The following is a 26,458-nucleotide window of genomic DNA, read 5'->3' on the forward strand; positions in this document are numbered from 1 at the left end:
CATCAGCTTCACCTCATGGCCTAGCTTGCGTAACTTCCGCGCCCAGTCATGCGCTGCGCCGCACGCCTCCATTCCAATCACCGTCGGCGGCAGCTTGGCAAAAAACACCAACACCTCGTTGCGCCGAAGCCGCTTGCGCAACCCCGGCCGCTCCGCGGCATCGACCCCATGCAGCTGAAAAATATGCTTCGACGTATCCATTCCAATGCGGATAATCTGGTCCACGGACGGCTCCCTTGTCTGAGATTTGCAACAACCTCATTCTGGCACACTGATGCCGTAGGGGGCCGTCCACCCCATCAGCTCCGCGGCCCTCGTTTTAAGAGCGCTGTTCGATGACTTTCGCTCAACACAATCGGTTGTGGTTATAGGTCCCGGCGCAAGGCCGGGACGACTCCGAGTGTGTTGAGCCTCACGCGTGCAGCTTCTGCAATTCCTTCAAAATCGCCTCGCCCATCTGCGTCGTAGACACCGCCGTGGCGTCCTCGGACTTGATGTCCGCAGTGCGCAGTCCCTTCGCGAGCACCGCCGCAATGGCCGCATCGACCTTGTCGGCCAGCGCGCCCATATCGAAGGAATAGCGCAGCGCCATTCCGAATGAGGCGATCATCGCGATCGGATTGGCCAATCCCTTACCGGCGATGTCGGGCGCCGAGCCGTGCACCGGCTCGTACAGCGCCTTGCGCTTCTTGCTTTTGACATCGACTTCGCCGAGCGACGCCGACGGCAGCATGCCAAGCGAACCCGTCAGCATCGCCGCGATATCGGAGAGCATGTCGCCGAACAGATTGTCGGTAACGATGACGTCGAACTGCTTCGGCCATTTCACCAGATTCATGCCGCCGGAATCAGCGAGTTGATGATCGAGCTGGACGTCCTTGTATTCGCGCGCATGGACCTGGGTGACCACTTCGTTCCAAAGCACCCCGGATTTCATGACGTTGCGCTTTTCCATCGAGGTCAGCTTGTTGCGGCGCTTGCGCGCCAGATCGAACGCGACGCGCGCGATCCGCTCGATCTCATAGGTGTCGTAAACCTGCGTATCGACGGCGCGCTTCTGGCCGTTGCCGAGATCGGTGATGGTTTTAGGTTCGCCGAAGTACACCCCGCCGGTGAGCTCGCGCACGATCATGATGTCGAGACCCTCGACCACTTCGCGCTTCAGGCTCGAGGCATCCGCGAGCGCGGGATAACACACCGCCGGGCGCAGATTGGCGAACAGGCCCAGGTCTTTGCGCAAGCGAAGCAACCCTGCCTCCGGCCGCACGTCATAGGGGATGCTGTCCCACTTAGGACCACCCACCGCGCCGAAGATCACGGCGTCGGCGGACTTCGCCTGAGCCATGCAGTTGTCGGTGATGCTGACCTTGTGCGCGTCGTACGCCGCCCCGCCGACCAGACCCAGCTCGGTCTCGAACTGCGCGATGCCTTGCGCGTTGAGCCAGTCGATCAGGCGCTTCACCTCGGCCATCACTTCGGGGCCGATGCCATCGCCGGGGAGAAGCAGCAGTCTATGGGTCGCCATTGAAAGATCCTTGCGCTGTATTCTCTATTCGTCATGCCGGACGCGAGCATCGCGAGGCGATCCGGAAATCTCCACCCCGCCCCGATCGATCAGGCGCAGAAGCGGTGAGAAGGTTCCAAGTTCGCGCTGGCGCGGCCCGGAATGACCGTGGATGGCGGAGTGCTAGAGGGGCATTGCGTGATTGGCAAGGCACCATTACTGGTAGTGCGCCTGTGCAACCGCCGCTTTGCCTTGCTAACATGCGGCTCACCCGGAGCAGCCCCTTGCACGCCCCCGACCGTCCGGCGACTTACGCGCATCCCGCGCGTTTGATCCTCATCCTGTCGCTCACGCCCACGGTCGCTCTCGGCATCGGCCGCTTCGCCTATGCGCTGGTGCTGCCGGACATGCGCGATGCGCTTGGCTGGTCGTATTCGGCCGCAGGCTTCATGAACACCATCAATGCCGCCGGTTACCTCGCTGGCGCCTTGATCGCCTCAAGGCTCGTCAAGCGATTTGGATTGTCGGCCGTGGTGCGCTGGGGAACGCTGGCCTGCGTGGTGTCGCTGGCGCTGTTCGCGATATCCGGCAATTTTGTCGTTTTGAGTTTTGCGCGCTTGCTCGCGGGGCTGGGCGCTGCGGCCGGATTCGTCGCCGGCGGCGCGCTGGCGACGACCATCGCGCAATCGCGCCCGGCACGGGCCAACGTTCTGATCAGCCTGTTTTATGCCGCGCCCGGACTCGGCATCCTGTTATCCGGCCTGATCGCGCCATTCGTGCTGCAGGCTTTCGGCCCGGGATCATGGTGGATCGTGTGGTGGGCGATGACGCTGCTTTCGATCGTCATGATCATTCCGCTGATGCTGACGCCGATCGATACCCACGCCGGGATCGCCGAGGCGGCGCCGACCAAATTCGAGATCGGGCCGGTATGGATCTATCTCGCCGGTTACTTTCTGTTCGGCGCCGGATACATCGCCTACATGACTTTCATGATCGCCTATGTGCGCGACGCCGGCGGCGGCGCCGCGGCGCAGAGCGGGTTCTGGTGCCTGATCGGCCTAAGCGCGTTCGTGACGCCGTGGGTGTGGCGCAGCGTGCTGGCGCTCAACAAGGGCGGCATCAGCACCGCGATCATTCTCGGCTTCAACGCCTTGGGCGCCGCGCTGCCGCTGTTCGGGCATTCCGCGGCGTTGCTTGCCGTTTCGGCGCTGGTGTTTGGTGTCGCGTTCTTTGCCGTGGTGGCATCGACCACCGTCTTCGTGCGCCTCAACTATCCGCCGGCGGAATGGCCGGCGGGAATTGCGGCGATGACGATCGCGTTCGGAATAGGCCAGATGCTCGGACCGATCGCGGTCGGCGCGGTCACCGACGCGCTGGGCAGCCTGTCCTATGCATTGAATGTCTCCGCGGCGATGCTGGCGGTGGGCGCGATCGCTGCGGCGTTTCAGAGACGGCTTTCACCGCCCTCCTCACCCTGAGGACAGCCCTCAACTCCCGCTGAACGAATTGTAGCCCTGGTCTTCCCAATAGCCGCCCTTGTAGTCGTTGGTGACTTCCATCGCTTCGTCGGCGGCCATATGTAGAGCGTGCCTCGATCTACCGGTATTTGCGTGCGATCAAATGGTCGAGCGATAGTAAACCGGGGCCCCGTGCGATCAGCACAAGAAAACAAGTGGCCCACACTCCATGGGTCGGCCAGGCGCCGGGATAGACGAAAATCTCGATCACTGCCGTCATAAACAGCAGTGCCAACGCCGAAAATCGCGTCGCGAGCCCGATAACGAGCAGGATCGGGAAGAAATGCTCGGAGAAGGCCGATGCATAAGCGGCGATCGTAGGGTTGATCAACGGAAGCTGGTATTCATTCGCGAAGAGCGCGATAGCACTGGGCTTGAGATGCAAACCCGCAACCTTTGTCTGACCGGACTGCCAGAACACCGCGGCCGGAAAAATGCGAGCCGCAAGCGCGATGAACCAATAGGGGATGCGATCCATCGCGGCGATCATCCGTTGAATGATCCGTCCCGGAACGGATCCGAAGTGCGCAGCCGCAGGGGACACATTGGTCATGTTTGCTGGCAGCTCTTCGGCTCCGAAAGAACGATGTCCCGCACGAGGCCCGAGCCGATCAAGCCCGCGATGTTACCGGTGAGGTCGAAATTGGGATCATCGGCGAGCGCAGCCTCGGCCGCGTCGCTAAGAGTCCGGCCTCCGGCGAGCGCGAGCAGGAATGCCGCGCCACCCGGCGGCAGCGCGCGTACTTCCACTTCGAGATACGGGCGAGCGACGAGCGCGTCCTCGCCTCGCCAATTCTGAATGGGCGCGAGCTCCTGTTCGCCGCTGTTCATCGCCCAGATCGCGACGATCGGATAGTGAGCGAACAATTTCGATCGAGGGATGCATATCGATGCGGATGCTCCCGACATCGCGAGTATCAAGCGTCGCAAGCTGGTTTGCTTCGATGGGCGCGGCGTCGGCGGCATGATAGGAACGTGTGCGCGCCGCATCGAGCCGCGCCACGTCCGCAAGATAGGGAACTTCACGCGCCGGTTCGAATGCGGCGATGAAGGCGGCAAATTCGTCGCCATAGGCGGCGAGCAGGGGCGAGCGCGGCGGCTGCTCCAACACGAAGACCCGCGCCATCGCTGCGAAGAATTCTTCGCCTACGATTTTCTCGACCACAGGGAAGCGGCTCTTGAGTGCTTTCCCCAGGCCCACCACTACATTGTTGCGGTAGACGGCAAAGCGCCGCGCAGGAACTGCCGCATTGTGAGCAGTGATGCCGCCAGGAATCGGCCGATCGGCGTTCAGCAACGCATCTGCAAATGATGCCTCGAACGATGTGATCATGGTCTCTCTGATGCTGCCGGCACGCGCGACGCGCCGGAAAGAATGTCCTGTGCCGCGACCGCTTCCGCGCGCAGCGTATGCCAATCGGGAACGTCGTTGTCCCATTCGATCAAGGTCGGAATTGGCCCGGTGCGGGCGATGACGTGCGCATAGAGCGCCCAGACTGCTTCCGCAACCGGCGATCCGTGGGTGTCGATCAGCAACGGGGCGCCGACATCGTCGGTTTCCTCATCATGCCCGCCGAGATGGATTTCCTTGACCCGATCGAGCGGAAACGAGTCCAGATATGACAGAGGTTGCGCACCCTGGTTCTTGGCCGACACAAAAACGTTGTTGACGTCGAGCAACAACCCGCATCCGGTTCGCTTCGACACCTCGGTGAGGAAGTCGACCTCCGAGATCGTGCTGTCGGCAAAGCGGATGTAAGTAGACGGATTTTCCAGCAACATCTGGCGTCCGAGCGCCGTTTGCACTTCATCGATGTGCTCGGCGACCCGCCCCAGCGTCTGCTGTGTATAGGGGAGCGGCAGAAGGTCGTTTAGGTATACATCGTCGTGCGACGACCAGGCGAGATGCTCCGAGAAGCTCTCCGGTGCATAGCGATCGCACAGCATTTTAAGCCGTACGAGATGGTCGCGATTGAGCGGTCGCATCGAGCCGATTGACAGTCCGACGCCGTGTACCGACAACGCGTAGCGTTCGCGCAACACGCCGAGCTGTGCATGCGGCGGTCCGCCGGCCCCCATGTAATTCTCCGCGTGAACCTCGAAGAATCCGATCGGCTCCGCCGCGGCAAGGATGTCGCGAAAATGCGCTGGTTTGAAGCCGACGCCGGTGCACGCGGGCAGATTCGAAGCTCTGGACATATGCAGGCTCCAGCTTTGCGTGTTGCCGAGGAAATATGAGGCGCGCGCGGGCGGCGCGCGCCTCATCCCAGATCAGGACTTAATCGGCTCGAGCGAGCCGGTGCCCTTCGGTGTCTTTATGGTCTGGCAAGTTCCTTTTGCCACGTACTTCCACGCGTTGCCTTGATAGTCGGCACTCGCAGTGCCCGCACAGGTGGTGCCGGCGCCGGCTGCGCAGTCGTTGTCGCCTTTCAGTGCGATGCCGAAGCATTTGTCCATGGTGGGCTGCGGTGGCTTCGGCGCTGCGAATACCGGGGTCGCGATCATGGTGAGGGCGGCAGCGAAGGAGCCGGCGATTGTGGCGTTGGCGAAGACGTTCTTTGAATTCATGGGAGTTGTCCTTTCCCCGGAAGACCGGGCGTTGCGGGGGGGGCCGGCGGCATGAACACAGCTTTAATCATCGGCTCGCCGGAGAACCCGGCGACAGCAGGGTTCAAAGCAGCCCGGTAGAAGACGTTACGAGCGGCATGTCGTTAGATTACTGGCCACGGCGTCACAATATCGTGATGGAGATGGGCTTCTGCAAAAACCACTGGTTTCAAATAGTTGGGGCAACATGGCCTTACATTGCTGAGAACGCTAATTCGGGTGACTGACTTGCGGACCTACTTCGCCTTCATTGCGTTCGTCGCTTCCCAATCGTCTCCCGGCGGCGACTTAAGATATTGGCTGCATCGTTCGAGCATCACGCGCGCGGGCTGGTCCGATGCCCTTGCATCCAAAACCTGCTGAAAGAAGCTGGTGGCGCCCGTGAAATTGCGGGTGCGATAGGCCGCAAGGCCGGAATCATACAGCCCCACCCAGACTGGAGGCTTGGCTCCGCGTTCGGCCACGTCAAGCAATTCGTAGATTGCAATTCCGCCCGTCCGTCCATAGACCATCAGCCGGTCGAGCTCGCGCACATGGATGCGATTGCCGGCAAGGCGGCGCGTTTCCTCTCCGATGATAATTTCGGTGCCATATTCCTTGTTGGCGCCTTCAAGCCGGCTCGCGACATTTACGGCATCGCCGATCACCGTGTAATTGAGCCGGAATTCCGATCCGATATTGCCGACAAGCATGTCGCCGGAATTGACGCCGATGCGCACTCGGAGCGGCCGGCCGCTGTCATCGGTCAGTCCCGACGCCCGGAGGCCTCGCTGGCAGGCCAACGCGGCTCGGCAGGCGTCGACAGCGTGATCAACGTTTGCCGCGGGCGCACCCCAAAACGCCATCACCGCATCGCCGATGAATTTATCAATCGTGCCGCCGTGGCTGCTGACCTCGCGCGACATGGTGTCGAGATAGCTGGAGAGCAGCGGGATGATCTGATCGCCAAGCCGTTCAGACAGCCCGGTAAAGCCGGCAATATCCGCGAACAAGACCGTCAGGTTCCGGATGGAGCCGCCAAGCCGTGGTTCTATACCTTCGCTGACCAGAATCTTCACAATATCCGCGGGTATGTATTTGCGAAATGCGGCAAGCCCGCCTGCCATGTCGGCGATGGCATTCGACAGATTTTCAATTTCAATCAGGCGCGAGGCGTGCCGCCGCACCGTTTCAAGATCGAAGCGTGCGACATGCTTGAGCTCATCAACGACCATGATCAACGGTGTCGCGATAACGCGGCGAGCGAGCCATGCCGAAACAATGCCGGCCGCAAGAATGAGAATTGCCAGCCCGATGAACAATTGTCTTGTCGTCCTCTCAATCGGACCAAGAAACTCCGCTTCCGGAATGACGGTCGCGAGCGTCCAACTGGGAAAGGCGAGCGGCGTCAAAGTAACCGCATATGCATCTCCGGCGGCGACCAACCTTACCTGGCTCGCAATCTTCTTATCGCTGTCGTAGGAGCTGCCGGCTTGTTTCAACGCACCTTGGGCGATCGGCAACAACGGCTGATCCGACCGCTGCATAGCGACTTCATCGGCATCCGGGTCTGGCGCGGCGATGGCAGTCCCATCGCGACCCAGAATGAACGCCGCGCCGGATTTTCCGACGGAAAGGCGTGACAAAAATTGGGCGAGCCGCGTGTATTCGATGATGACTGCGAGAACGCCTTGCCGTTTCTGGTACACGTCGACCGGACCGGCATAAGCAATCGACGGACGCGACCCCGCCGGATGAACCAATACATTGAACCAGCGCGGTTCGTCGGTTTGCATTCCGCTCCGGTACCATTCCTGATCGGTGACAACGTAATCGGTATTTTCGAATCGGCGCTTCTCGAATTGGATATCTCCGACCACCACCTGATATTGGTCGATGCGCCGCTTGATCGCGCCGTCGACGCGCGCGATTTCCATCATTTCCAAGCCCAGATCACCGAGCTTATGCGCTGCAAAAAATGTTCCGTCCGGCCAACCGAAGGCAACCCACGATATGTTCTGCTGTGACTGCAGTTGCGACAGAAAGACGAACTCACGTTTGTCTGCCTCGCGGGTCTCAAGGACGTGCTGAACAAATAGCGTGCGGATTGCGGTATGTGCCGCGCGCGCTTCGGTGGTGATGGTGGTGAGCTCCTTTTCGACCGCAGATACGATCTGCTCGTTAATCGTTTCGGCAAGCGCGTGGCTGTTCGCTTCCGCCGTCCGCCACCACAGCACGTGGACGCCGATCGCACTCACCATGATCGATGCGAGGACAAGACCGGAAATCGCCAAGCGAATACCAATTCGCATGATGGTTGGAACCCTCTACTGCATTACCGAAAGCGCCATCGATGCAAAACAAGGCTTCGCTTCCGGCCATTCTTGCCTTGGCGACGATTGGCCATCTACCAGCCACGAGCCGCCCTGGAAATTTTGATCTGATGTTGCCGAAATGATCTGCTCGATGCTCCCCGCGCTTCGTACTGGAATCCCTTGCTTGTCAAGCAAGGCCGAATCGTACACCCGCACGCGCCAGTCCTCCGGCAAGGCCGATCGGCGTGCGGTCCGCGCGCCAGCATGCGGCGCCAGTCAGCGATCCGTCATCGTGGAACTGGATCGCATTCATGCCGGGTGTGGGCGCCTTCGAGCTGCGCCACACCCGCGCGCCAACGTTGCGCCCGCCTGGGATCGATCGCGCGGCGGCGCTCGCTGGCATAGTCGTTCGAGGTCAGCCGCTCCACCGGCACGTTGATGAAATCCGGATTGCCGCTGGCCGCGGCGCGATCGGCAAAGGCGATCTTCAGCGCTTCGGCTGAAAAGATGAATAGTCTCAGCGGCGCCGAGGCCTTTTGCCGCGATGTCATAGCCCTGGATAATGTTCAGCATCTGCGCGATATGCACGCCGGACGCCGCGAGCGGCGGCGGACCGAGAATCTCCCAACCCCGATAGTCCGCGCGCACCGGAGCGCGCTCGACGGTCCTGTAAGACGTAAGGTCTTCGCGGGTGATGAAGCCGTCATGCATCACGCGTGATCTTCCCGGCATTTGATCAGGCGTCAAGGATAATCAATCAATAATGCGGGCCGAAAGGAATACAGAAGACTAGCCGCTGTTGGCTCGAATCACTTCTGGCACTTCGGGCACCAGAATGTCGAACGTCCGTTCTGGGTGAAGCGTTTCACAATGCCGCCGCAGCCGGCGGTCTGGCATTTTTCGCCTTCGCGGTCGTAGACTTGAAACGAGTGCTGAAAATAGCCGAGTTCGCCCGTGGTCTGACGATGATCGCGCAGCGACGAGCCGCCGGCCTTGATGGCCTGATTGAGCACCGCGTGAATCGCCGTGACCAGCCGGCGGGCGTGATCGGTCGGTTCGCCCCCGGCAACGCCCTTGCGTTGTCCGGCTTTAGTGGCGAGCGTCGCGGCCAATCTTAGCGGCGACAGATGCGCGCGATACAGCGCCTCGCAGACATAGATGTTGCCGAGTCCGGCGACCACGCGCTGGTCGAGCAGCGCCGCCTTCAGGCTGGTCTTTCGATTGGCGCAGGAGCGCGCCAGCATGGCAGCATCGAACTCACTGCCGAGCGGCTCGGGGCCGAGGCCTCTCAGCAGAGGCTCCTCCTCCAACGCCTTGCGCGCAATGATCTTCATGTAGCCAAAACGGCGCGGATCGTTGAACACGACGGCCGCGCCTGACGACATGTGGAACACCACATGGTCATGCGCGCGATCCTCGCTGCGCGGATGGTGGAATTTGCCCGGCGTTTTCTTGTCCTCATGGTTGATGACGCGGAACGAGCCCGACATGCCCAGATGCATCAGGAGCACGTCGCCCGAGGCAAGATCGGCCAGCAAATATTTGGCGCGGCGGCCGAGACCGGTCACGGTCTGGCCGTCCAGCCGCGCCACGAAATCTTTCTGGAACGGAAACCGCAGGTCTTTGCGCCTGGCCTCGGCTTTCACAATCCTCGCACCCTCCATGACCGGCTGCAATCCGCGGCGGACGGTTTCGACTTCGGGTAATTCGGGCATGGATGGGGCGTTCACCTTGAGATGCTGACGTGATAGCGACATTGCGGCGGGCGCGCTATGGTCCGGCGTTGCTAGTTTGAGGGTGCAAAGAGCAAAGACATGGGTCAGCCGGACGAAACCACGCATTTCGGCTTCAGGGACGTCTCCCTGGGCGACAAGCAGACGCTGGTGAACGATGTATTCCACAGCGTGGCATCGCGTTACGACCTGATGAATGATCTGATGTCGGCGGGCCTGCATCGCGTCTGGAAGGACGTGATGATCAACGCGCTCAACCCGCCGTGCGGCGATACGCCGTTCACGCTGCTCGACGTCGCCGGCGGCACCGGCGACATCGCATTCCGCGCCGCCGAGGCGGCCGGCGGCGGCTTTCGGGCGACCGTCTGCGACATCAATTCAGACATGCTAAGCGTCGGCCGCGCACGCGCCATCGCGCGGCATCTCGATGACCGCGTTTCGTTCGTCGAAGGCAACGCCGAAGCGCTGGCTTTCCCTGACCGCAATTTCGACGCCTACACCATCGCCTTTGGCATCCGCAACGTGCCGCGGATCGATCTGGCACTCAACGAAGCGTATCGCGTGCTGAGACCCGGCGGCAGATTTCTATGCCTGGAATTTTCTACCGTCGACGTACCCGGGCTGGACCGCATCTACGATCTGTTTTCGTTCAAGGTTATTCCGCCGCTTGGCGGGGTGGTGACCGGCGACGCCGAATCCTATCGCTATCTCGTGGAATCGATTCGCAAATTTCCCAAGCCCTACACATTCGCCGAGATGATACGGGCGGCCGGCTTTTCTCGCGTCAACTGGCAGAGCCTCTCGGGCGGCATCGTGGCGTTGCATTCGGGCTGGCGTTTGTGATTTCTGCAATTACCCACATCGCGCGCCTCGCCCGCGCCGGCTTCGTGTTCGCGCGTGAAGGTGTCTTCGGCGTCGTCGATCCGAGCCTGGTGCCGCCGCCCGGACAGCTTGCGCTGCGGCTTGCACGAATCATCGAGCGTCCCGGCACTAAGTCGGGTGCGCGCCTGTCGCGCGCCCTGACACGGCTTGGGCCAGCCTATCTCAAGCTGGGGCAGTTTCTCGCCACGCGCCCCGATGTGGTCGGCGTCATCATGGCGCGCGACCTGGAAAGCCTGCAGGACCGGCTGCCGCCGTTTTCGCAAAGCGAAGCCGAAGCCGTCATCGCGCAGTCGCTGGAACGTCCACTGGCACAGGCGTTTGTGAGCTTCGGGCCGGCGGTCGCGGCGGCCTCGATCGCGCAGGTGCATCGCGGCGAGACCGAGCGTAACGGCGTGCGAACGCAAGTGGCGGTGAAGGTGCTGAGGCCCAATGTGGCCTCACGCTTCCGCCGCGACCTGTCCGATTTTTTCTTTGTCGCGCGCAATGCCGAAGCCTATTCCGCTGAAGCGCGGCGCCTGCGGCTGATCGAAGTCATCAATACGATGTCGCGCACGGTGGCGATCGAGATGGACCTGCGGCTGGAGGCTGCCGCGCTATCCGAAATGGCGGAGAATACCCGCGACGATCCCGATTTTCGCGTGCCGGCCGTCGATTGGGACCGCACCACGCATAATGTGCTGACGATGGAATGGATCGACGGCATCGCGCTGAGCGATCATGCGCGTCTCGAGCAGTCGCAGGTCGATTTGCCGGAGCTAGGGCGAAAGGTGATTCAGAGTTTTCTGCGCCACGCGCTGCGCGACGGCTTCTTTCACGCCGACATGCATCCCGGCAATCTGTTCCTCGACCACGCCGGCCGCCTGGTCGCGGTTGATTTCGGCATTATGGGCCGGCTCGGCGCCAAGGAGCGGCGCTTCCTCGCTGAAATTCTCTTGGGTTTCATCACGCGTGACTATCGCCGCGTCGCCGAGGTGCACTTCGAGGCCGGCTATGTGCCCGGGCATCACTCGGTGGAGAATTTCGCGCAGGCTATCCGCGCCATCGGTGAGCCGATCCACAACCGCACCGCCGAAGAAATTTCAATGGCGAAGCTGTTGACGCTGCTGCTCGAGGTCACCGGCCTGTTCGACATGCGGACGCGACCCGAGCTGATCCTGCTGCAAAAGACGATGGTGGTGGTCGAAGGCGTCGCACGCAGTTTCGATCCCAAGCTCGACATCTGGAAGATCGCTGAGCCGGTGGTGCGCGAATGGATCGAGCGCAATCTGGGACCGGTCGGACGCATGCAGGGTGCGATGTCCGGTGCCGGCGAGCTTGGCCGCGTGCTGTCCGGCCTTCCGGCAATCGCGGCGCGCTCGGTGGCGGTGCTGGAGCAGCTGGAAACCATGACGCGGGACGGCGTCAGGCTGTCGCCCGAGACGATCGCGGCAATGGGCCGGACCGAGGGCCGGAAGAGCCGTTGGCGCACCCTGGCACTCTGGGTCATCGCCGCGACGTTTATCGCGATTGTGGTCTCTATCCGGTAGACGTGATTGCAATGATTGCACAATGTGCTAGCATTGCTGGCACGTCTGTCGGTGGAGCCATGGCCAGTCTGACGATCCGAAAACTCGATGAGGGCATCAAGGCCTATCTGCGGCTGCGTTCGGCCAAAAACGGCCGCTCCGTGGAAGAGGAGGTCCGGGTGATCCTGCGGGAGATTTTACAGGGTCGCCCCTACTTCGATGCAGCACCCTCGCAAGCCGCTTTGCCGACTGCGGACGTGCCGTCCCGCACGCCTGCGCGCGCCAGCGCGACTGATCAAGCCCGCGTCACCCTGATCATCGGCGGCGGCATCGCCGCCTATAAGGCGCTGGACCTGATCCGCCGGCTCAAGGAGCGGGGTATTCACGTCCGCTGCGTGCTGACCAAGGCCGCGCAGCAATTCGTCACGCCACTGGCCGCGAGCGCGCTGTCAAACGAGCGCTGCTACACTGATCTGTTCGACGCCGAGAGCGAGTTCGATGCCGGCCATATCCGTCTGGCGCGCGACTGTGATCTGATCGTGGTCGCGCCGGCGACCGCGGACCTTATGGCCAAGATGGCGCAGGGTCACGCCGACGATCTCGCCAGCGCCATTTTGCTCGCGGCCAACCGGCCGATCCTGCTGGCGCCGGCGATGAACCCGTTAATGTGGAACAATGCCGCAACCCGCCGCAACGTCGCGCAGCTCGAACGCGACGGCGTGGCCATGATCGGACCCAATGCCGGCGAAATGGCCGAGGCCGGAGAGGCTGGCGTCGGCCGGATGGCGGAGCCCCTGGAAATAGCTGCCGCCGCCGAACGCTTCCTGCAGCCGCCGCAACCGCGACCGCTTGCCGGCAAGCGCGTCCTCATCACCGCCGGTCCCACGCATGAGCCGATCGATCCCGTGCGCTACATCGCCAACCGTTCCTCCGGCAAACAGGGCTTTGCCCTTGCCGCAGCCGCGCAAGCCGCCGGTGCGGATGTCACGTTGATCTCCGGGCCTGTCGAACTCGACGATCCCGCCGGCGTGACGGTCGAGCATGTGGAGTCCGCGCGCGCGATGCTGCACCAGGTGCAAGCAACCCTGCCGGTGGATATCGCGATTTTCGCCGCCGCCGTCGCCGATTGGCGCGTCGTCAATGAAGGGGAGCAGAAACTGAAAAAGACCTCAGCGGGCATGCCGCAGCTGCAACTGGTCGAAAATCCCGACATCCTGGCCACGATCTCAAAGTTGCAGGACAAGCGGCCGCCGCTCGTGATCGGATTCGCCGCGGAGACCGAAAACCTGATCGACAACGCCAAGGCCAAGCTTAAGCGCAAGGGTTGCGACTGGATCGTCGCCAACGACGTCTCGCCGGCCACCGGCATCATGGGCGGCGACCGCAACACGGTTCATCTGCTGACGCGCGCCGGCACAGAAATCAGCGTCGACTCCTGGCCGGCAATGACCAAGGAACAAGTCGCCGCCGCGCTGGTGGCGCGCGTCGCCACCGCTTTGACAACCGAAACAGTCGAGAAACCCTCATGAGCACAACCGTCAAGGCTGACATCCGGCAATTGCCGCACGGCCAAGGTCTCGCGTTGCCGGCCTATCAGAGCGCGCACGCCGCGGGGCTCGACCTGCTGGCTGCGGTTCCCGAGAATTCTCCTCTGATGCTTTTGCCCGGACAGCGCGCGCTGGTGCCGACCGGACTGACGATGGCGCTGCCGGCAGGCTATGAGGCGCAGGTCCGTCCGCGCTCGGGGCTCGCATCGAAGCATGGCGTCACCGTCCTGAACGCGCCCGGCACGGTTGACGCGGATTATCGCGGCGAGATCGGCGTGCTCTTGATCAATCACGGTGACGCGCCGTTTTCGATCGGGCGCGGCGAGCGTATCGCGCAGATGGTGATTGCGCCTGTGGTCCAGGTGGAACTCGTTCCGGCAGCGGAGCTCTCCACGACCGATCGCGGCAGTGGCGGCTTCGGTTCGACCGGGCGCTAAAGTCGAACAAAGAACGGATTCATTTTCGTCAAAATCGCGCGGATAAAGTCTAATACCGCATTTTTTTGCGCCGGGATTCGCGTTCACGGTCTGGACTCTTACCGGCCGAGTCCCGTTGGGGATATTGTCATTTGATTCGCGCCGGGCGGGAAAGACGCCGGGCGTAAAGTCGTGCGGTTTGGGGCAAACCATGTCGGGCGTGAACGTGGCGATGCGTCGGACCCTGCTGTCGTGCACATCCTTGGCACGCAACGGCCTGATTGTCCTTGGCGGCACCCTGGCCTCGTTCGTCCCGGCCCGGGCCGACGATTTGCCGCTCCTGCAGGCGGTTTCGACGTTGTTCGATTTCAACCGTCAGGAAATCGCGGTGCTGACGACGGCGCTGGCTCCGCTCGGCTTTTCGGTGCTGGCGGCGATCCTCCTGATGCGCACCCGCGTTGGTGCGGCCAGAAACGAGGCGCGGCTGCGCGCCGACATCGGGGAGTTGCAGGCCCAGGCCGACCGTTTCCGCGCGCTCCTGTTCGCGGAGCCACAGATCCTGATATCGTGGCCGGCAGGCGACAATCGCCCCCAAATCAGCGGCGACACGGCGCTTCTGATGCCACAGGAGTTCCAGCAGCATCAGCCGCAGCGCATTCTCGCTTTCGGAACCTGGCTGCCGCCGGAGCCGGCGCTGCAGATGGATCATGCGGTCGACGCGTTGCGCGAGGCCGGCGAGGGCTTTCTACTCAATCTCACGACGTCGAATGGACGGGCGATCGAGGCCATGGGCCGCGCCATCGGCGGCCAAGCCATTGTGCGGATTCGCGAACTCTCTGGATTGCGCCGGGAACTCGCCGAAACCAACCTCCGGCACAAGGCGCTATTGGAAGAAACCGAGATGCTGCGCGGTTTCGCGGCCGCAGCCCCTTGGCCGATCTGGGCCAAGCGCGCCAAAGGCGGTCTCAGCTACGCCAACGCCGCCTATGCGCGGGCGACGGAAGCCGTAAGCACCGCGGATGCGATCGATCGCGACCTCGAACTGCTCGACAGCGGCGACCGCAGCGATATGGACCGGGCCTTGAATGGCCCGACCGCCTTCAATGCGCGGCTGCCGATCGTGGTCAGCGGCGAGCGGCGCATCCACGATGTGCACGCACTCAATGTCGCCGGCGGAAGCATGGGGATCGCCATCGACGCCAGCGAAGCTACCGCCCTGCGCGCAGCGCTGGTGCGGATGGCAGAGGCGCATCGCCGTACGCTCGATCAATTGTCGTCCGGCGTCGCCGTATTCGACGGTCAGCGGCGGCTGGCGTTCTATAACGATTCCTACCGCCGCCTGTGGGACCTCGATCGCGCCTTTCTCGACAGCAACCCCGACGACTCCAGCGTGCTGGATCGGCTGCGCGCCGCGCGCAAAGTTCCCGAGCAGCCGGATTTCCGCGCCTGGAAGGCGAAGCTGCACGAGGCCTATCGCGCGGTCGAACCCGAGAAGGATACCTGGTATTTGCCCGACGGCCGCGCGGTCAGCGTTGTCACCACGCCAAATCCGGAAGGCGGCGTCACTTATCTGTTCGACGATGTGACCGAAAGCCTCGAGCTCGCGCGGCGATTTGACGGCCTGATCCGCGTCCAGCGCGAGACGCTCGATAATCTCGCCGAAGCGGTTGCGGTGTTCGGCAGCAACGGCCGCGCGCAGCTGTTCAATCCGGCCTTCGCCAAAATGTGGAATCTATCGCCCGAGGCGCTGCGGGAGCAGCCGCATATCGAGACGGTGGAAGTCTGGTGCACGCCGCTGGTCGATGACGCGAAGATTTGGCGGGCCATCCGCGAAGCCATCACCGCGATCGAGAACCGGGTCGAGGTGCCGCTGAAGCTGGAGCGCAGGGATGGCAGCGTGCTGGACTGCATGACCATGCCGCTGCCCGACGGCGCCACCATGCTGACATTCCAGGACATCACGGATACCGAGAACGTCGAGCGCGCGCTGCGGGAGCGCAACGAGGCGCTGGAGACCGCCGACCAGATGAAGGTCGATTTCGTCCACCATGTGTCCTACGAATTGCGCTCGCCCTTGACCACCATCATCGGCTTCGCGCACTTCCTCAGCGACCCCGTCACCGGTCCGCTGACACCGAAGCAGGCCGAATATCTGGGCTACATCACCGCCTCGACCAACGCGCTGCTCGCGATTATCAACAACATCCTCGATCTCGCCACCATCGACGCCGGCGCGATGTCGCTCAATCTCGGCTCCGTCGACATCCGCAAGACCATCGAGGCCGCGGCCGAAGGCATCCAGGACCGGCTCGCAACCGACCGCATCCAGCTCAGGGTTGACATCGATTCCAACATCGGAAGCTTCGTGGGCGACGAACGGCGGGTGGTCCAGGTGCTCTACAATTTGTTGGCAAACGCCGTTGGATTTTCGCCTCAGGATGCGATCATCGGTTTGAGCGCCAGGCGAACCGACCACATCGTCGTTTTCACCGTCACCGATTCCGGTCCGGGCATTCCGCCCGACGTCAAGGACAAGGTGTTCGATTGGTTCGAGAGCCATTCCCACGGTTCCCGGCATCGCGGCGCCGGCCTCGGCCTGTCGCTGGTGCGCTCCTTTGTCGAACTGCACGGAGGCAAGGTGCGCGTCGATTCGATCGTCGGCAACGGCACGACCGTGACATGCGACTTTCCGGTCGATCAGACCGCACATCGCAACGCCGCGGAATGACCGCTCCCATCACATTCTCGCTTGCGTTGGCAAACGAGACGGCAACGGCGCATTTGATGGCCGACCTGGCACTGCTGATCGGCCCCGGCGATGTCATCACGCTGTCCGGCGATCTCGGCGCCGGGAAAACCGCAGCGGCGCGCGCCTTGATCCGATATCTCGCCAGCGACGATGCGGTTGAGGTTCCAAGCCCGACCTTCACGCTCGCGCAGACCTACGATCTGCCGGCGTTTCCGCTGGTGCATGCGGATCTCTACCGGATCAACGACGCAGCGGAACTGGAAGAGATCGGCTTGTCGCCCTTGCCGGAAGCCACGGTGGCGCTGATCGAATGGCCGGAGCGCGCCCCTGCCGCGCTTCCTCAGGACCGCATCGACATCGCCCTGAGCCATCGGCCTGCGCTGGGATCGACCGCCCGCGCCGCTGAAATCACCGGCTACGGCAAAGCCGCCGCGCAAGTCGCAAGGCTGAAGGCACTGGGGCAGTTTTTGACCGAGGCAGGCTATGCGGAGGCAAAACGCCTGCGCATGCCGGGCGACGCCTCGACGCGTTCCTATGCCCGGCTCAGCCGCGACGACAGCACGGTCATCCTGATGAACGCGCCGCGACGGCCCGACGGGCCGGCGATCTATGACGGACAATCATACAGCGCCGCCGTACATCTGGCCGAGGACGTCAAGCCGTTTGTCGCCATCGACAACGGCTTACGCGAGCGCGGCTTCTCGGCGCCGGCGATCCATCACGCGGACCTCGATGCCGGATTCCTGATCACGGAGGATTTCGGCACCGCGGCTTTTGTCGAAGGCGATCCGCCCCAAGCGATCGTTGCGCGCTACGAAAGCGCTGTCGACATGCTGGCGGCGCTGCATCGGCAAACGTTGCCCGAATCTCTGCCGGTGGCGCCGCAGATCAGCTACCTGATTCCCACTTTCGACATCGATGCGCTATTGGTCGAGATCGGATTGATGCTCGAATGGTATCTGCCGGACCGCAGGGTCGAACCGACCAATACCATGCGCGCAGACTTCGCGGTGATCTGGCGTGATTTGCTGAGCAAGCTCGCGTCTGGCCCCAAAACCTGGGTACTACGCGACTTTCATTCCCCCAATCTGATCTGGCTCGACGGACGGCCCGATATTGCGAAAGTCGGCATCATCGACTTTCAGGACGCTGTGCTGGGCCCCACCGCTTATGATCTGGTGTCGCTGTTGCAGGATGCACGGATCGACGTACCCGAGCAGCTCGAACTTGCGCTGCTGACGCGCTACATCAAGGCGCGGCGCGCCTCCGAGGGTACCTTCGATCCGGCCGGGTTCGCCGAGCTTTATGCGATCATGTCGGCGCAGCGCAACACGCGGCTGCTCGGCACCTTTGCGCGGCTCAACGGGCGCGACGGCAAGCCGCAATATTTGCGTCATCAGCCCCGCATCTGGACCTATCTCAACCGCTCACTGGCTCATCCTGCGCTCGCGCGCGCTCGGGAGTGGTATGCGGCCAACGTCCCGCCACCGGTTCCGTAGATTTACCGGTTGTTAGCTGGCCTGGCCTTAATCTAGGGTAGATCTAGCACATTGACGCGTGGGCGGCTGCTGGAGGGCGGGAGCGAAACCATGGTGGCGGAACGGCGCAAAGGCGAGCGCGTCACGTTCGAACGCGGCATCGGCGCGCATATGATGGGTATCGACGGCACCTGGCGGCGCGAATGCACGATGGACGATGTCTCGGAAACCGGCGCCAAGCTTACCGTGGAAGGCTCCGTCGAGGGACTGCATCTCAAGGAGTTCTTCCTGCTGCTGTCGTCCACTGGCCTTGCCTACCGCCGCTGCGAGCTGGCCTGGGTCAACGGCGACCAGATCGGGGTCAATTTCCTCAGAACCGGCGACAAGAAGAAAAAGACGATGCGGCGTGCGCAGGCGGCAGAGGCCTGAACCCGCAGGCGTCCTGGTCGTACAGCCGTCATGCAGGGCGGTTATGGCATCAGCGATCGGTGGCTGGCGCGATCCACCGTGGTATGATCGGCGCCACGTTAACGACTTGCGCGTATTCTGATCGCCAAACCGGTATCGCCTTTTGCGGAATGCGTACCAACAACGGTTCGAGAAATCTCTGAAGATGTCCGTCAAACCAACCAAAGCCATGGTGCTCGCCGCAGGACTTGGCGTACGCATGCGCCCTTTGACGGACCGAATGCCAAAACCGCTGGTACCCGTGGCGGGCCGCCCCCTGCTCGATCATGTGCTCGACAAGCTCGGCGACGCCGGTACCGGCGAGGCCGTTGTCAATGTGCACTATTTGCCCGACCAGATCATCAATCACGTCGCGCCGCGCACGCGGCCCCGCGTGATCATCTCGGACGAGCGAGATCAGGTGCTCGGCACCGGCGGCGGCGTCGTCAAGGCGCTGCCCTTGCTTGGCAAGGCTCCATTCTTCCTCGTCAATGCCGATACTATGTGGATCGATGGCGTGCGGCCCAATCTGGCGCGGCTCGCCGAAGCCTTCGATCCCGCGCGGATGGATATTCTGCTTTTGATGGCGCCGACGATAAGCAGCATCGGTTACGGCGGACGCGGCGACTACGCCATGCTGCCGGATGGCGCGTTGCGCAAGCGCAGGGAACATCAGGTGGTTCCGTTCGTCTATGCGGGTGCGGCGGTCATGTCGCCGGCGCTGTTTGCGGACGCCCCGTCGGGCGAGTTTTCGCTGACCAAGATGTTCGATCGCGCCAATGAGCAGGAGCGGCTGTTCGGCCTGCGGCTGGATGGCGTGTGGATGCATGTGGGAACCCCCGACGCGGTGCACGCGGCGGAAGAGGCCTTTCTCGCCAGCGTCGCCTGAAGCCATATCATTCTGAAGCCATGTCATTTTGGGATGCGCCGTAGGGCGCAGACCTCAGATGTGCCATTGCACATCGGGAATCTTGAGATTTCCGGGTTCGATCTTCGACGCGCCCCGGAGTGACGGCGATCCTCGGCGACTCCCTCCTCAATGCTGCCCATGCCATGATGCACCTGATCGCGAATCAGGAAGCCCATGCGCGTTTTCAGTGTTCCAGTATCTGCGCCGTTTTTGCGCACCGTCATTGCTGCGCTGGTCGATGGCAGGCTGGTCGAGGGCTTTGAGGCCCGCGTGCATCCGGAAAAACTAGTCCAGGCGACGCTCTATCTGCCGACCCGGCGCGCCGGGCGGATGGCGCGGGAAATCTTTCTCGATGAATTGAAGACTGACGCAGTCGTGCTGCCGCGGATCGTCGCGCTCGGCGATATCGACGAAGACGAACTGGCGTTTGCGCAAGAGGCCGAGCCATACGGCGGAGCGGCGCCGCTGGACGTTCCGCCGAAGCTCGGGGAACTTGAACGAAAACTCACGCTGGCAAGACTGGTCGCAGCCTGGGCCAAAAGCCCGGTCTCGGCGCCGCTTGTCGTCGGCGGCCCGGCATCGACGCTGGCATTGGCCGGCGATCTGGCGCGCCTGATGGACGACATGGTCACCCGTGGCGTCGGTTGGGAAGCGCTTGACGGGCTGGTGCCGGACCAACTCGACAAATACTGGCAGCACTCGCTCGACTTCCTGAGGATCGCGCGACAGGCGTGGCCCGCGCATCTGGCCGAAATCGGGAAGATCGAACCCGCGGCGCGGCGCGATCTGTTGATCGAGGCGGAAGCCGCACGCCTGAGCGCGCATCACGACGGTCCGGTAATCGCGGCGGGCTCGACCGGATCGATGCCGGCGACGGCGAAATTCCTGCGAGCCGTTGCGGCTCTGCCGCAAGGCGCGGTGGTGCTGCCGGGGCTCGACACCGATCTCGACGACGACGCGTGGCAGCTGATCGGTGGTATCAGGAACGCGCAAGGGAAAATCACCACGCCGCCGGCGTCGAACCATCCGCAATTCGCGATGCATGCGCTGCTGCATCGATTTGGCGTCAAGCGCCATGACGTCGAAATCTTAGCACAGCCGGCGGCGCAGGGACGCGATGTCCTGGTCTCCGAGGCGATGCGGCCTTCGAACGCGACCGCGCAATGGCACCGGCGGCTAACCCAGCCTGACATCGTCGCGAAGATTTCGCTCGGGATGGCAAATCTCGCGGTCATCGAAGCTGACAACCCCGAGATGGAGGCGCTGGCGATCGCGGTCGCGATGCGCGAGGCGCGGCACCTGAACAAATCGGCAGCGCTGGTGACACCGGATCGCGCACTGGCGCGGCGGGTGATGGCGGCGCTCGGCCGCTGGAACCTCGAATTCGACGATTCCGGCGGCGACGCGCTGATGGACACGTCAGCGGGAGTTTTCGCTCGGCTGGCCGCGGAAGCGGTGGCAAAACAGCTTGAGCCGCCGACGCTGCTGGCGCTCTTGAAGCATCCACTGTTTCGCCTGGGCAGCGCGGAGGGTGCGTTCAAGGACGCCGTTGAAATCCTAGAACTGACGCTGTTGCGCGGCACTCGGCCGCAAGCGGCAAGTGCTGGCCTTGCGCACGACTTCGGGCGCTTCCGCGCTGAACTTGCAAAACTGAGGAATGGCGAGACGTCCTCGCTGCACGGCTCAGAGCCAAGGACCCGGCTTGGAGGCCCCGCGCTCGATCGAGCCCAAGCCCTGATCACTGCTTTGCAGGTGGCGTTCTCGCCGCTTGAAAGTCTTTCCTCCTCGAAACCATATGATTTCGCCGAGCTTGCGGCCTGCCATCGCGAGGTGCTGACGGCGCTGTCTCGCGACCAGCACGGCGTCGCGATCGCTTTCGAGGGACCGCAGGGATCAACGCTAACCACCGCGTTCGACGATCTGCTCGGCATCAAGACGCAAAGCGGGCTGATGGTCCAGCTTGGTGACTATCCGGAGGTATTTCAGACCGCGTTTGCCGACCGCCCGGTGCGACGGTCGGAATCGGCGAACGCACATCTCCACATCTATGGCCAATTGGAAGCGCGGCTGACGCAATCCGACCGCGTGATTCTCGGCGGGCTGGTCGAGAGCGTCTGGCCGCCGGCGCCACGGGTCGATCCGTGGCTGAGTCGGCCGATGCGGCACGAGCTCGGGCTCGATCTGCCGGAGCGGCGCATCGGCCTCTCCGCGCACGACTTTGCGCAATTGCTCGGCGCCGACAATGTCATCCTCAGTCACGCCGCGAAAGTCGGCGGTGCGCCGGCGGTGGCATCGCGTTTCCTACATCGGCTGGAGGCGGTTGCAGGCGAGGAGCGCTGGAAGGCCGCGAAGGCGGCGGGCGAGAAATACGTTCGCTTCGCCAATGAACTGGACCGGCCCGAAAAGGTTCAGCCGGTCCCGCAGCCCGCGCCAACGCCGCCGCGCGCGACGAGGCCGCTAAAACTGTCGGTAACCGCGATCGAGGACTGGCTGCGCGATCCCTATACGATCTATGCGAAATACATTTTGAAGCTGGCCCCGCTCGACCCCGTCGACATGCCGCTGTCGGCCGCCGACCGCGGTTCGGCGATCCACGATGCGCTCGGCGAATTTACCCAGACCTTCTCCGCGACGCTTCCCGACGATCCCGCGCGCGCCTTGCGCGGCATCGGCGAGAAATATTTCGCGCCGCTGATGCAGCGGCCGGAAGCGCGGGCGTTGTGGTGGCCGCGCTTCCAGCGCATCGCCGCCTGGTTCGCGGAATGGGAAATCGCACGACGCAACAATGTCAGCGCGATCGAAGCCGAAATCAGAGGTGAAATCGCGATTCCTCTCGACAACGAGCGCATCTTCCATCTGTCCGCCCGCGCCGATCGGATCGAACGCCGCCGTGACGGCACGTTTGCAATCCTCGATTACAAGACCGGGCAGCCGCCGACCGGCAAGCAGGTGCGCATGGGACTGTCGCCGCAGCTCACGCTGGAGGCGGCGATCTTGCGGGAAGGCGGCTTTGACGGTATTCCGGCAGACGCTTCCGTCAGCGAGCTCAGCTATGTCAGGCTTAGCGGCAACAACCCGCCGGGCGAGCAAAAGCCGCTGGAGCTGAAGATCAACAAGAGCGATCAATCGCAGCTGCCTGATGTTGCCGCCGACGAGGCGCGACGGAAGTTGGAGGCGCTGATCCGCGCCTTCGAGGACGAAAGTCAGGCCTATACCTCGCTCAATCTTTCGATGTGGTCGAACCGCTACGGCAGTTACGATGATCTCGCCCGCATCAAGGAATGGTCCGCGGCCGGCGGCCTGGGGATCGAAGAATGGTAGCCGCGTCGCGCCCTATCCCCGATGCCGTCCGCGCCACGCAGGCGCGCGCATCGGATCCCGCCTCCTCCGCGTTCGTCTCGGCGAATGCCGGTTCGGGCAAGACGCATGTGCTGGTGCAGCGGGTGATCCGGCTATTGCTCGACAACGTGCCGCCGGAGAAAGTTCTTTGCATCACCTTCACCAAGGCCGCCGCGGCCAATATGGCGGAGCGGGTATTTTCTACGCTCGGTCACTGGATCACGCTCGATGACGACGCGCTCGATGCCGCGATCCGCGATGCTGGAATAGCGCGCCCTGACGCGAAACTTCGGATGCGCGCCCGTGAGCTGTTCGCCTGCGCGCTGGAAACGCCGGGTGGCCTGAAAGTGCAGACCATCCACGCGCTGTGCACCCGGCTGCTGCAGCAATTTCCGTTCGAAGCCAACGTGCCGGCGCGCTTCACGGTGCTCGACGAGCGTGACCAGAACGAGATGATGGAGCGCGCCAATCTCGCGGTCTTGCTCGACGCCTCCCGCGATCCCGATAGCGCGGCAGGGCGTGCGCTCAATATCGCGATGGCCAGTGCGGCCGATGTTACCTTCAAGGATGTCGTGCGCGAGGCTTGTCTCAGCCGCGATCACTTCATGGCGTGGACCGACAGTGCTGGAAGCACCGGCGCCGCAGCCGCACAGATGTCCGCTGCACTTGGCGTCGATCCCACCGAGCGCATCGAAGACGTCGAGCGCGAGATCATCGACGGACCGAACTTGCCGCGATCGCGGTGGAAAGAAGTCGCTGTGGTCCTCGAGACCGGCAACAAATCCGATCAGGACCAGGCGTTGCGGCTTCGCGAGGCGTTGCTATTTACCGGCATCGCGCAAGTGGACGAGTATCTCGGCGTATTCCTTACCGAAGAGCGTACGCCGCGCAAAACTGTGGTGACGAAGAAATTCTGCGACAACAACCCGGCGCTTGCGCGCTTGTTCGAAGCGGAAGCTCGCCGCATCGAGCCGCTCATCGAGCGGCGCCGGGCGATGACCATCCGCGACCGGACCCAGGCGCTGTTGGAAATCGCGACCGCGGCGGCGGCGAATTATCGGCGCGAGAAGCAGGAGCGCGGTCTGCTCGACTATGACGATTTGATCGACAAGACACTTGCGATGCTGGATCGTGTTTCCTCCGGCTGGGTGCACTACAAGCTCGATCGCGGCGTCGACCACGTACTGATCGACGAGGCGCAGGATACCAGCCCCCGGCAATGGGACATCGTTGCCCATATCATTTCCGAGTTCACGTCGGGAGAAGGCGCGCGCGACGGCGCCATCCGCACGATCTTCGCGGTTGGCGACGAGAAGCAGTCGATCTTTTCGTTTCAGGGCGCTGCGCCGCGCGAATTCGATGCCCGTCGCAGAGAACTACATAGGAAGTTTACCGATGCCGGGCTGAAGTTCGACCCTCTCTCGTTCACCTATTCGTTCCGCTCGGGACCCGCGATCCTGCAATCCGTGGATTTCGTGTTCCGCGAGGAAACGATCTATCGAAGCATCCATGCGGAAAACGCCTATCCGCTGCACGAGGCACTGACCGACGCCGGGCCGAGCCTGATCGATCTCTGGGAATTGCAGCTGCCGGACGACAAGCAAAACATCGAAGGCTGGCGCGCGCCCTTCGATGCGGTGTCGGAGACGAGCCCAGAGGTTCGGCTCGCCAAGCGCATTCAAGCCGAGATCAAGCGGCTCGTCGACAGCGGCACCATAACCGGCCACGCCGGCAATCGCCGGCCGCTGAGCTATGGCGACATGCTGGTGCTGGTGCGGCGGCGCGGCAACGCCTTCGACGCAGTCATCCAGGCGCTGAAACACGCCAACGTTCCCGTTGCCGGCGCCGACCGGCTGAAGCTCACCGAGCACATCGCGATCATCGACCTGATGAATCTCGCCGACGCGCTGTTGTTGCCGCAGGACGATCTGGCGCTGGCGGTGGCGCTCAAAAGTCCGCTGTTCGGCCTTAACGATGACGATCTGTTTGAGCTGGCGTGGCAGCGCAAGGGATCGCTGCGCCATGCCTTGAGCCTGCACGCCGCGACGGATAGCCGATTCACGGCTGCGCTGAAGCGTCTTGAACAATGCGAGCGACGTTTTGCCACGGAAACGCCGTTTGCGTTCTATGCCGGGTTGCTCGGCGGCGAGGGCGGCCGGGCCCGAATCCTGAGACGGCTCGGGCATGAAGCCAATGACGCGCTCGACGAGTTTCTCGAGCTCGCTTTGGGCTATGAGCGCAAAGCGCCCGCCTCGCTGCAGGGCTTCATGGCGTGGCTGCGCGCGGCCGATACCGAAGTGAAGCGCGATATGGAAATTTCGCGCGATGAAGTCCGCGTCATGACCGTGCACGGCGCGAAGGGGCTGGAGGCGCCGGTGGTTTTTCTGGTCGATACCACTTCCTCGCCTTCGGATACGCAGCGGCTGAAACTCATTCATCTGCCGCAAGGCAATGCGGCACCTCATGCGCCCGGCGTCGTGGTCTGGGCCGGCAAGAAGGCCGACGACCCTGCGGCGGTCGCAGCGGCCCGCACGGCAATGCTTGGCGAGACCGAGGATGAATACCGCCGCCTGCTTTATGTGGCGATGACGCGCGCGGCCGATCGCCTGATCGTCGGCGGCTGCATGCCCGGCAACATGGGCACCGTGCGCAAATTCTCCTGGTACGACCTGATCGTCAAAGGCCTCGCCAATTCCGGATTGCACGAGCAGACCATCGAGACGCGGGACGGCCCGGTGAAGCGCTACGCGCGGCCGGAGGATGTCACGGCCCAGATCGGCAAAGCCGCGGCTCCGGTGACGGCCGCCTCGCTCGAACTGCCGTCATGGCTGCGGACGCCGGCGCCGCCAGAGACCACCGCCGACAACCTGCTGCGCCCTTCCGGCCCTGCGGAGGATGAAGGTCGCAGCATCCGAACCGGCGAATCCATCGAGTTGCGTGCGCGCGCGTTGCAGCGCGGCACGCTGGTGCACCGGCTGCTGCAATCCCTGCCCGACGTTGCCGACGACCGCCGTCGCGATGCGGCGCTGCGATACCTTGCCCGCAACACGGACGGCTGGACCGACGGCGACCGCGAGGCGCTTGCAGAAGCGGTGCTGGCCGTAGTTGACGATCCACGCTTCGCGCTGGTGTTTGCGCCCGGCAGCCGCGCCGAAATCTCGATCGTGGGGCGGCTGGACCGTCCGGGACGGCCGCCGGCGCTGGTTTCCGGGCAAATCGATCGGCTGGTGGTGACGCCAAGCGAGGTCTTGATCGTCGATTTCAAGACCAATCATGCCCCGCCAAAACTCCCGGCCGAGGCGCCTTGGACCTACGTCCGGCAGCTCGCGCTCTACCGCGCGGTGCTGAAGAAACTTTATCCCCAGCTGCCGGTCCGCGCGGCATTACTTTGGACGGAAACGCCTGCCTTGATGGAGATTCCTGCTCCCGCTCTGGACGCGCAACAGGCAGCCATTATCCTAAGGGATGACCGAGCTTGACCCGGCAACGCCGCGTTCATAGGTTGATCGCATGATCAAGGCGGCGAT

General features: G+C 63.1%; 18 protein-coding genes and 4 pseudogenes. 11 read left to right on the top strand and 11 right to left on the bottom strand.

What is annotated here, in order from left to right; genetic code table 11:
• Window positions 1-225, bottom strand: a pseudogene (locus tag N554_RS0122110) (IS110 family transposase); the annotation flags it as partial.
• Between the two features lie 187 nt (window positions 226-412).
• Window positions 413-1,525: a 3-isopropylmalate dehydrogenase gene (gene leuB / locus N554_RS0122115; RefSeq protein ID WP_029585469.1), complete on the bottom strand. Its 1,113-nt coding sequence runs from the start codon at window positions 1,523-1,525 to the stop codon at window positions 413-415.
• 263 nt (window positions 1,526-1,788) lie between these two features.
• Between leuB and N554_RS0122120 the strand changes: the two genes are divergently transcribed.
• Window positions 1,789-2,985 (top strand): YbfB/YjiJ family MFS transporter, encoded by a 1,197-nt coding sequence (locus N554_RS0122120; RefSeq protein ID WP_029585470.1) that lies wholly within the window; start codon window positions 1,789-1,791, stop codon window positions 2,983-2,985.
• A gap of 118 nt (window positions 2,986-3,103) precedes the next feature.
• On the opposite strand, the gene N554_RS0122130 is transcribed toward N554_RS0122120, so the two are convergent.
• The 9 genes and pseudogenes from N554_RS0122130 to mutM all read right to left on the bottom strand — a co-directional run bounded on the left by N554_RS0122130 (window position 3,104) and on the right by mutM (window position 9,640).
• Window positions 3,104-3,577 (bottom strand): DoxX family protein, encoded by a 474-nt coding sequence (locus N554_RS0122130; protein WP_029585471.1) that lies wholly within the window; start codon window positions 3,575-3,577, stop codon window positions 3,104-3,106.
• Complete coding sequence (locus N554_RS43075; protein ID WP_371259512.1) at window positions 3,574-3,891, bottom strand: hypothetical protein; 318 nt, start codon at window positions 3,889-3,891, stop codon at window positions 3,574-3,576. Before N554_RS43075 ends, N554_RS0122130 begins: the two co-directional genes overlap by 4 nt.
• A 238-nt stretch (window positions 3,892-4,129) precedes the next feature.
• A pseudogene (locus N554_RS43080) lies at window positions 4,130-4,462 on the bottom strand (DNA-binding domain-containing protein); the annotation flags it as partial.
• Window positions 4,354-5,223 (bottom strand): MNIO family bufferin maturase, encoded by an 870-nt coding sequence (locus N554_RS0122140; protein WP_029585472.1) that lies wholly within the window; start codon window positions 5,221-5,223, stop codon window positions 4,354-4,356. The pseudogene N554_RS43080 and the gene N554_RS0122140, both read right to left, overlap by 109 nt.
• Window positions 5,224-5,295: 72 nt before the next feature.
• Entirely contained in the window at window positions 5,296-5,592 is a 297-nt protein-coding gene (locus N554_RS0122145; RefSeq protein WP_029585473.1) for a BufA1 family periplasmic bufferin-type metallophore, read from the bottom strand.
• A gap of 275 nt (window positions 5,593-5,867) precedes the next feature.
• The gene (locus N554_RS0122150; protein ID WP_029585474.1) at window positions 5,868-7,922 is read right to left on the bottom strand and encodes an adenylate/guanylate cyclase domain-containing protein; all 2,055 of its coding nucleotides are present in this window, start codon (window positions 7,920-7,922) and stop codon (window positions 5,868-5,870) included.
• A gap of 290 nt (window positions 7,923-8,212) precedes the next feature.
• Window positions 8,213-8,476 carry a gamma-glutamyltransferase gene (locus N554_RS43085; protein ID WP_029585475.1) on the bottom strand — a complete coding sequence of 88 codons (264 nt, stop codon included), beginning with the start codon at window positions 8,474-8,476 and terminating at the stop codon, window positions 8,213-8,215.
• 7 nt (window positions 8,477-8,483) lie between these two features.
• A pseudogene (locus tag N554_RS43090) lies at window positions 8,484-8,657 on the bottom strand (gamma-glutamyltransferase); the annotation flags it as partial.
• A gap of 77 nt (window positions 8,658-8,734) precedes the next feature.
• A complete protein-coding gene (gene mutM, locus N554_RS0122165; RefSeq protein WP_029585476.1) occupies window positions 8,735-9,640 on the bottom strand; it encodes a bifunctional DNA-formamidopyrimidine glycosylase/DNA-(apurinic or apyrimidinic site) lyase in 906 nt (301 codons plus the stop codon).
• Window positions 9,641-9,739: 99 nt separating this feature from the next.
• Between mutM and ubiE the strand changes: the two genes are divergently transcribed.
• From ubiE to addA, 10 genes and pseudogenes are all read left to right on the top strand, one after another.
• Window positions 9,740-10,501, top strand: a complete 762-nt coding sequence (gene ubiE, locus N554_RS0122170) for a bifunctional demethylmenaquinone methyltransferase/2-methoxy-6-polyprenyl-1,4-benzoquinol methylase UbiE (RefSeq protein ID WP_029585477.1) — start codon at window positions 9,740-9,742, stop codon at window positions 10,499-10,501.
• A complete protein-coding gene (gene ubiB, locus N554_RS0122175; RefSeq protein ID WP_029585478.1) occupies window positions 10,498-12,066 on the top strand; it encodes a 2-polyprenylphenol 6-hydroxylase in 1,569 nt (522 codons plus the stop codon). Before ubiE ends, ubiB begins: the two co-directional genes overlap by 4 nt.
• Before the next feature lie 59 nt (window positions 12,067-12,125).
• A complete protein-coding gene (gene coaBC, locus N554_RS0122180; RefSeq protein ID WP_029585479.1) occupies window positions 12,126-13,574 on the top strand; it encodes a bifunctional phosphopantothenoylcysteine decarboxylase/phosphopantothenate--cysteine ligase CoaBC in 1,449 nt (482 codons plus the stop codon).
• Window positions 13,571-14,029 (top strand): dUTP diphosphatase, encoded by a 459-nt coding sequence (gene dut, locus N554_RS0122185; protein WP_029585480.1) that lies wholly within the window; start codon window positions 13,571-13,573, stop codon window positions 14,027-14,029. Before coaBC ends, dut begins: the two co-directional genes overlap by 4 nt.
• A gap of 190 nt (window positions 14,030-14,219) precedes the next feature.
• A complete protein-coding gene (locus tag N554_RS0122190; protein ID WP_029585481.1) occupies window positions 14,220-16,736 on the top strand; it encodes a sensor histidine kinase in 2,517 nt (838 codons plus the stop codon).
• Complete coding sequence (tsaE, locus tag N554_RS0122195; protein ID WP_029585482.1) at window positions 16,733-18,256, top strand: tRNA (adenosine(37)-N6)-threonylcarbamoyltransferase complex ATPase subunit type 1 TsaE; 1,524 nt, start codon at window positions 16,733-16,735, stop codon at window positions 18,254-18,256. The genes N554_RS0122190 and tsaE overlap by 4 nt, the downstream gene beginning before the upstream one ends.
• A 90-nt stretch (window positions 18,257-18,346) precedes the next feature.
• Window positions 18,347-18,664, top strand: coding sequence for a PilZ domain-containing protein (locus tag N554_RS0122200; protein WP_197033686.1), 318 nt, complete (start codon window positions 18,347-18,349; stop codon window positions 18,662-18,664).
• 184 nt (window positions 18,665-18,848) lie between these two features.
• Window positions 18,849-19,571, top strand: a complete 723-nt coding sequence (locus N554_RS0122205; protein ID WP_029585484.1) for a nucleotidyltransferase family protein — start codon at window positions 18,849-18,851, stop codon at window positions 19,569-19,571.
• A 195-nt stretch (window positions 19,572-19,766) separates the two neighbouring features.
• Window positions 19,767-22,913 carry a double-strand break repair protein AddB gene (addB, locus tag N554_RS0122210; protein ID WP_029585485.1) on the top strand — a complete coding sequence of 1,049 codons (3,147 nt, stop codon included), beginning with the start codon at window positions 19,767-19,769 and terminating at the stop codon, window positions 22,911-22,913.
• A pseudogene (gene addA, locus N554_RS36235) lies at window positions 22,907-26,432 on the top strand (double-strand break repair helicase AddA). Before addB ends, addA begins: the two are co-directional and overlap by 7 nt.
• The last annotated feature ends 26 nt before the right edge of the window (window positions 26,433-26,458 follow it).

It is taken from the genome of Bradyrhizobium sp. URHD0069 (genome assembly GCF_000701345.1).
GTDB lineage: Bacteria > Pseudomonadota > Alphaproteobacteria > Rhizobiales > Xanthobacteraceae > Bradyrhizobium.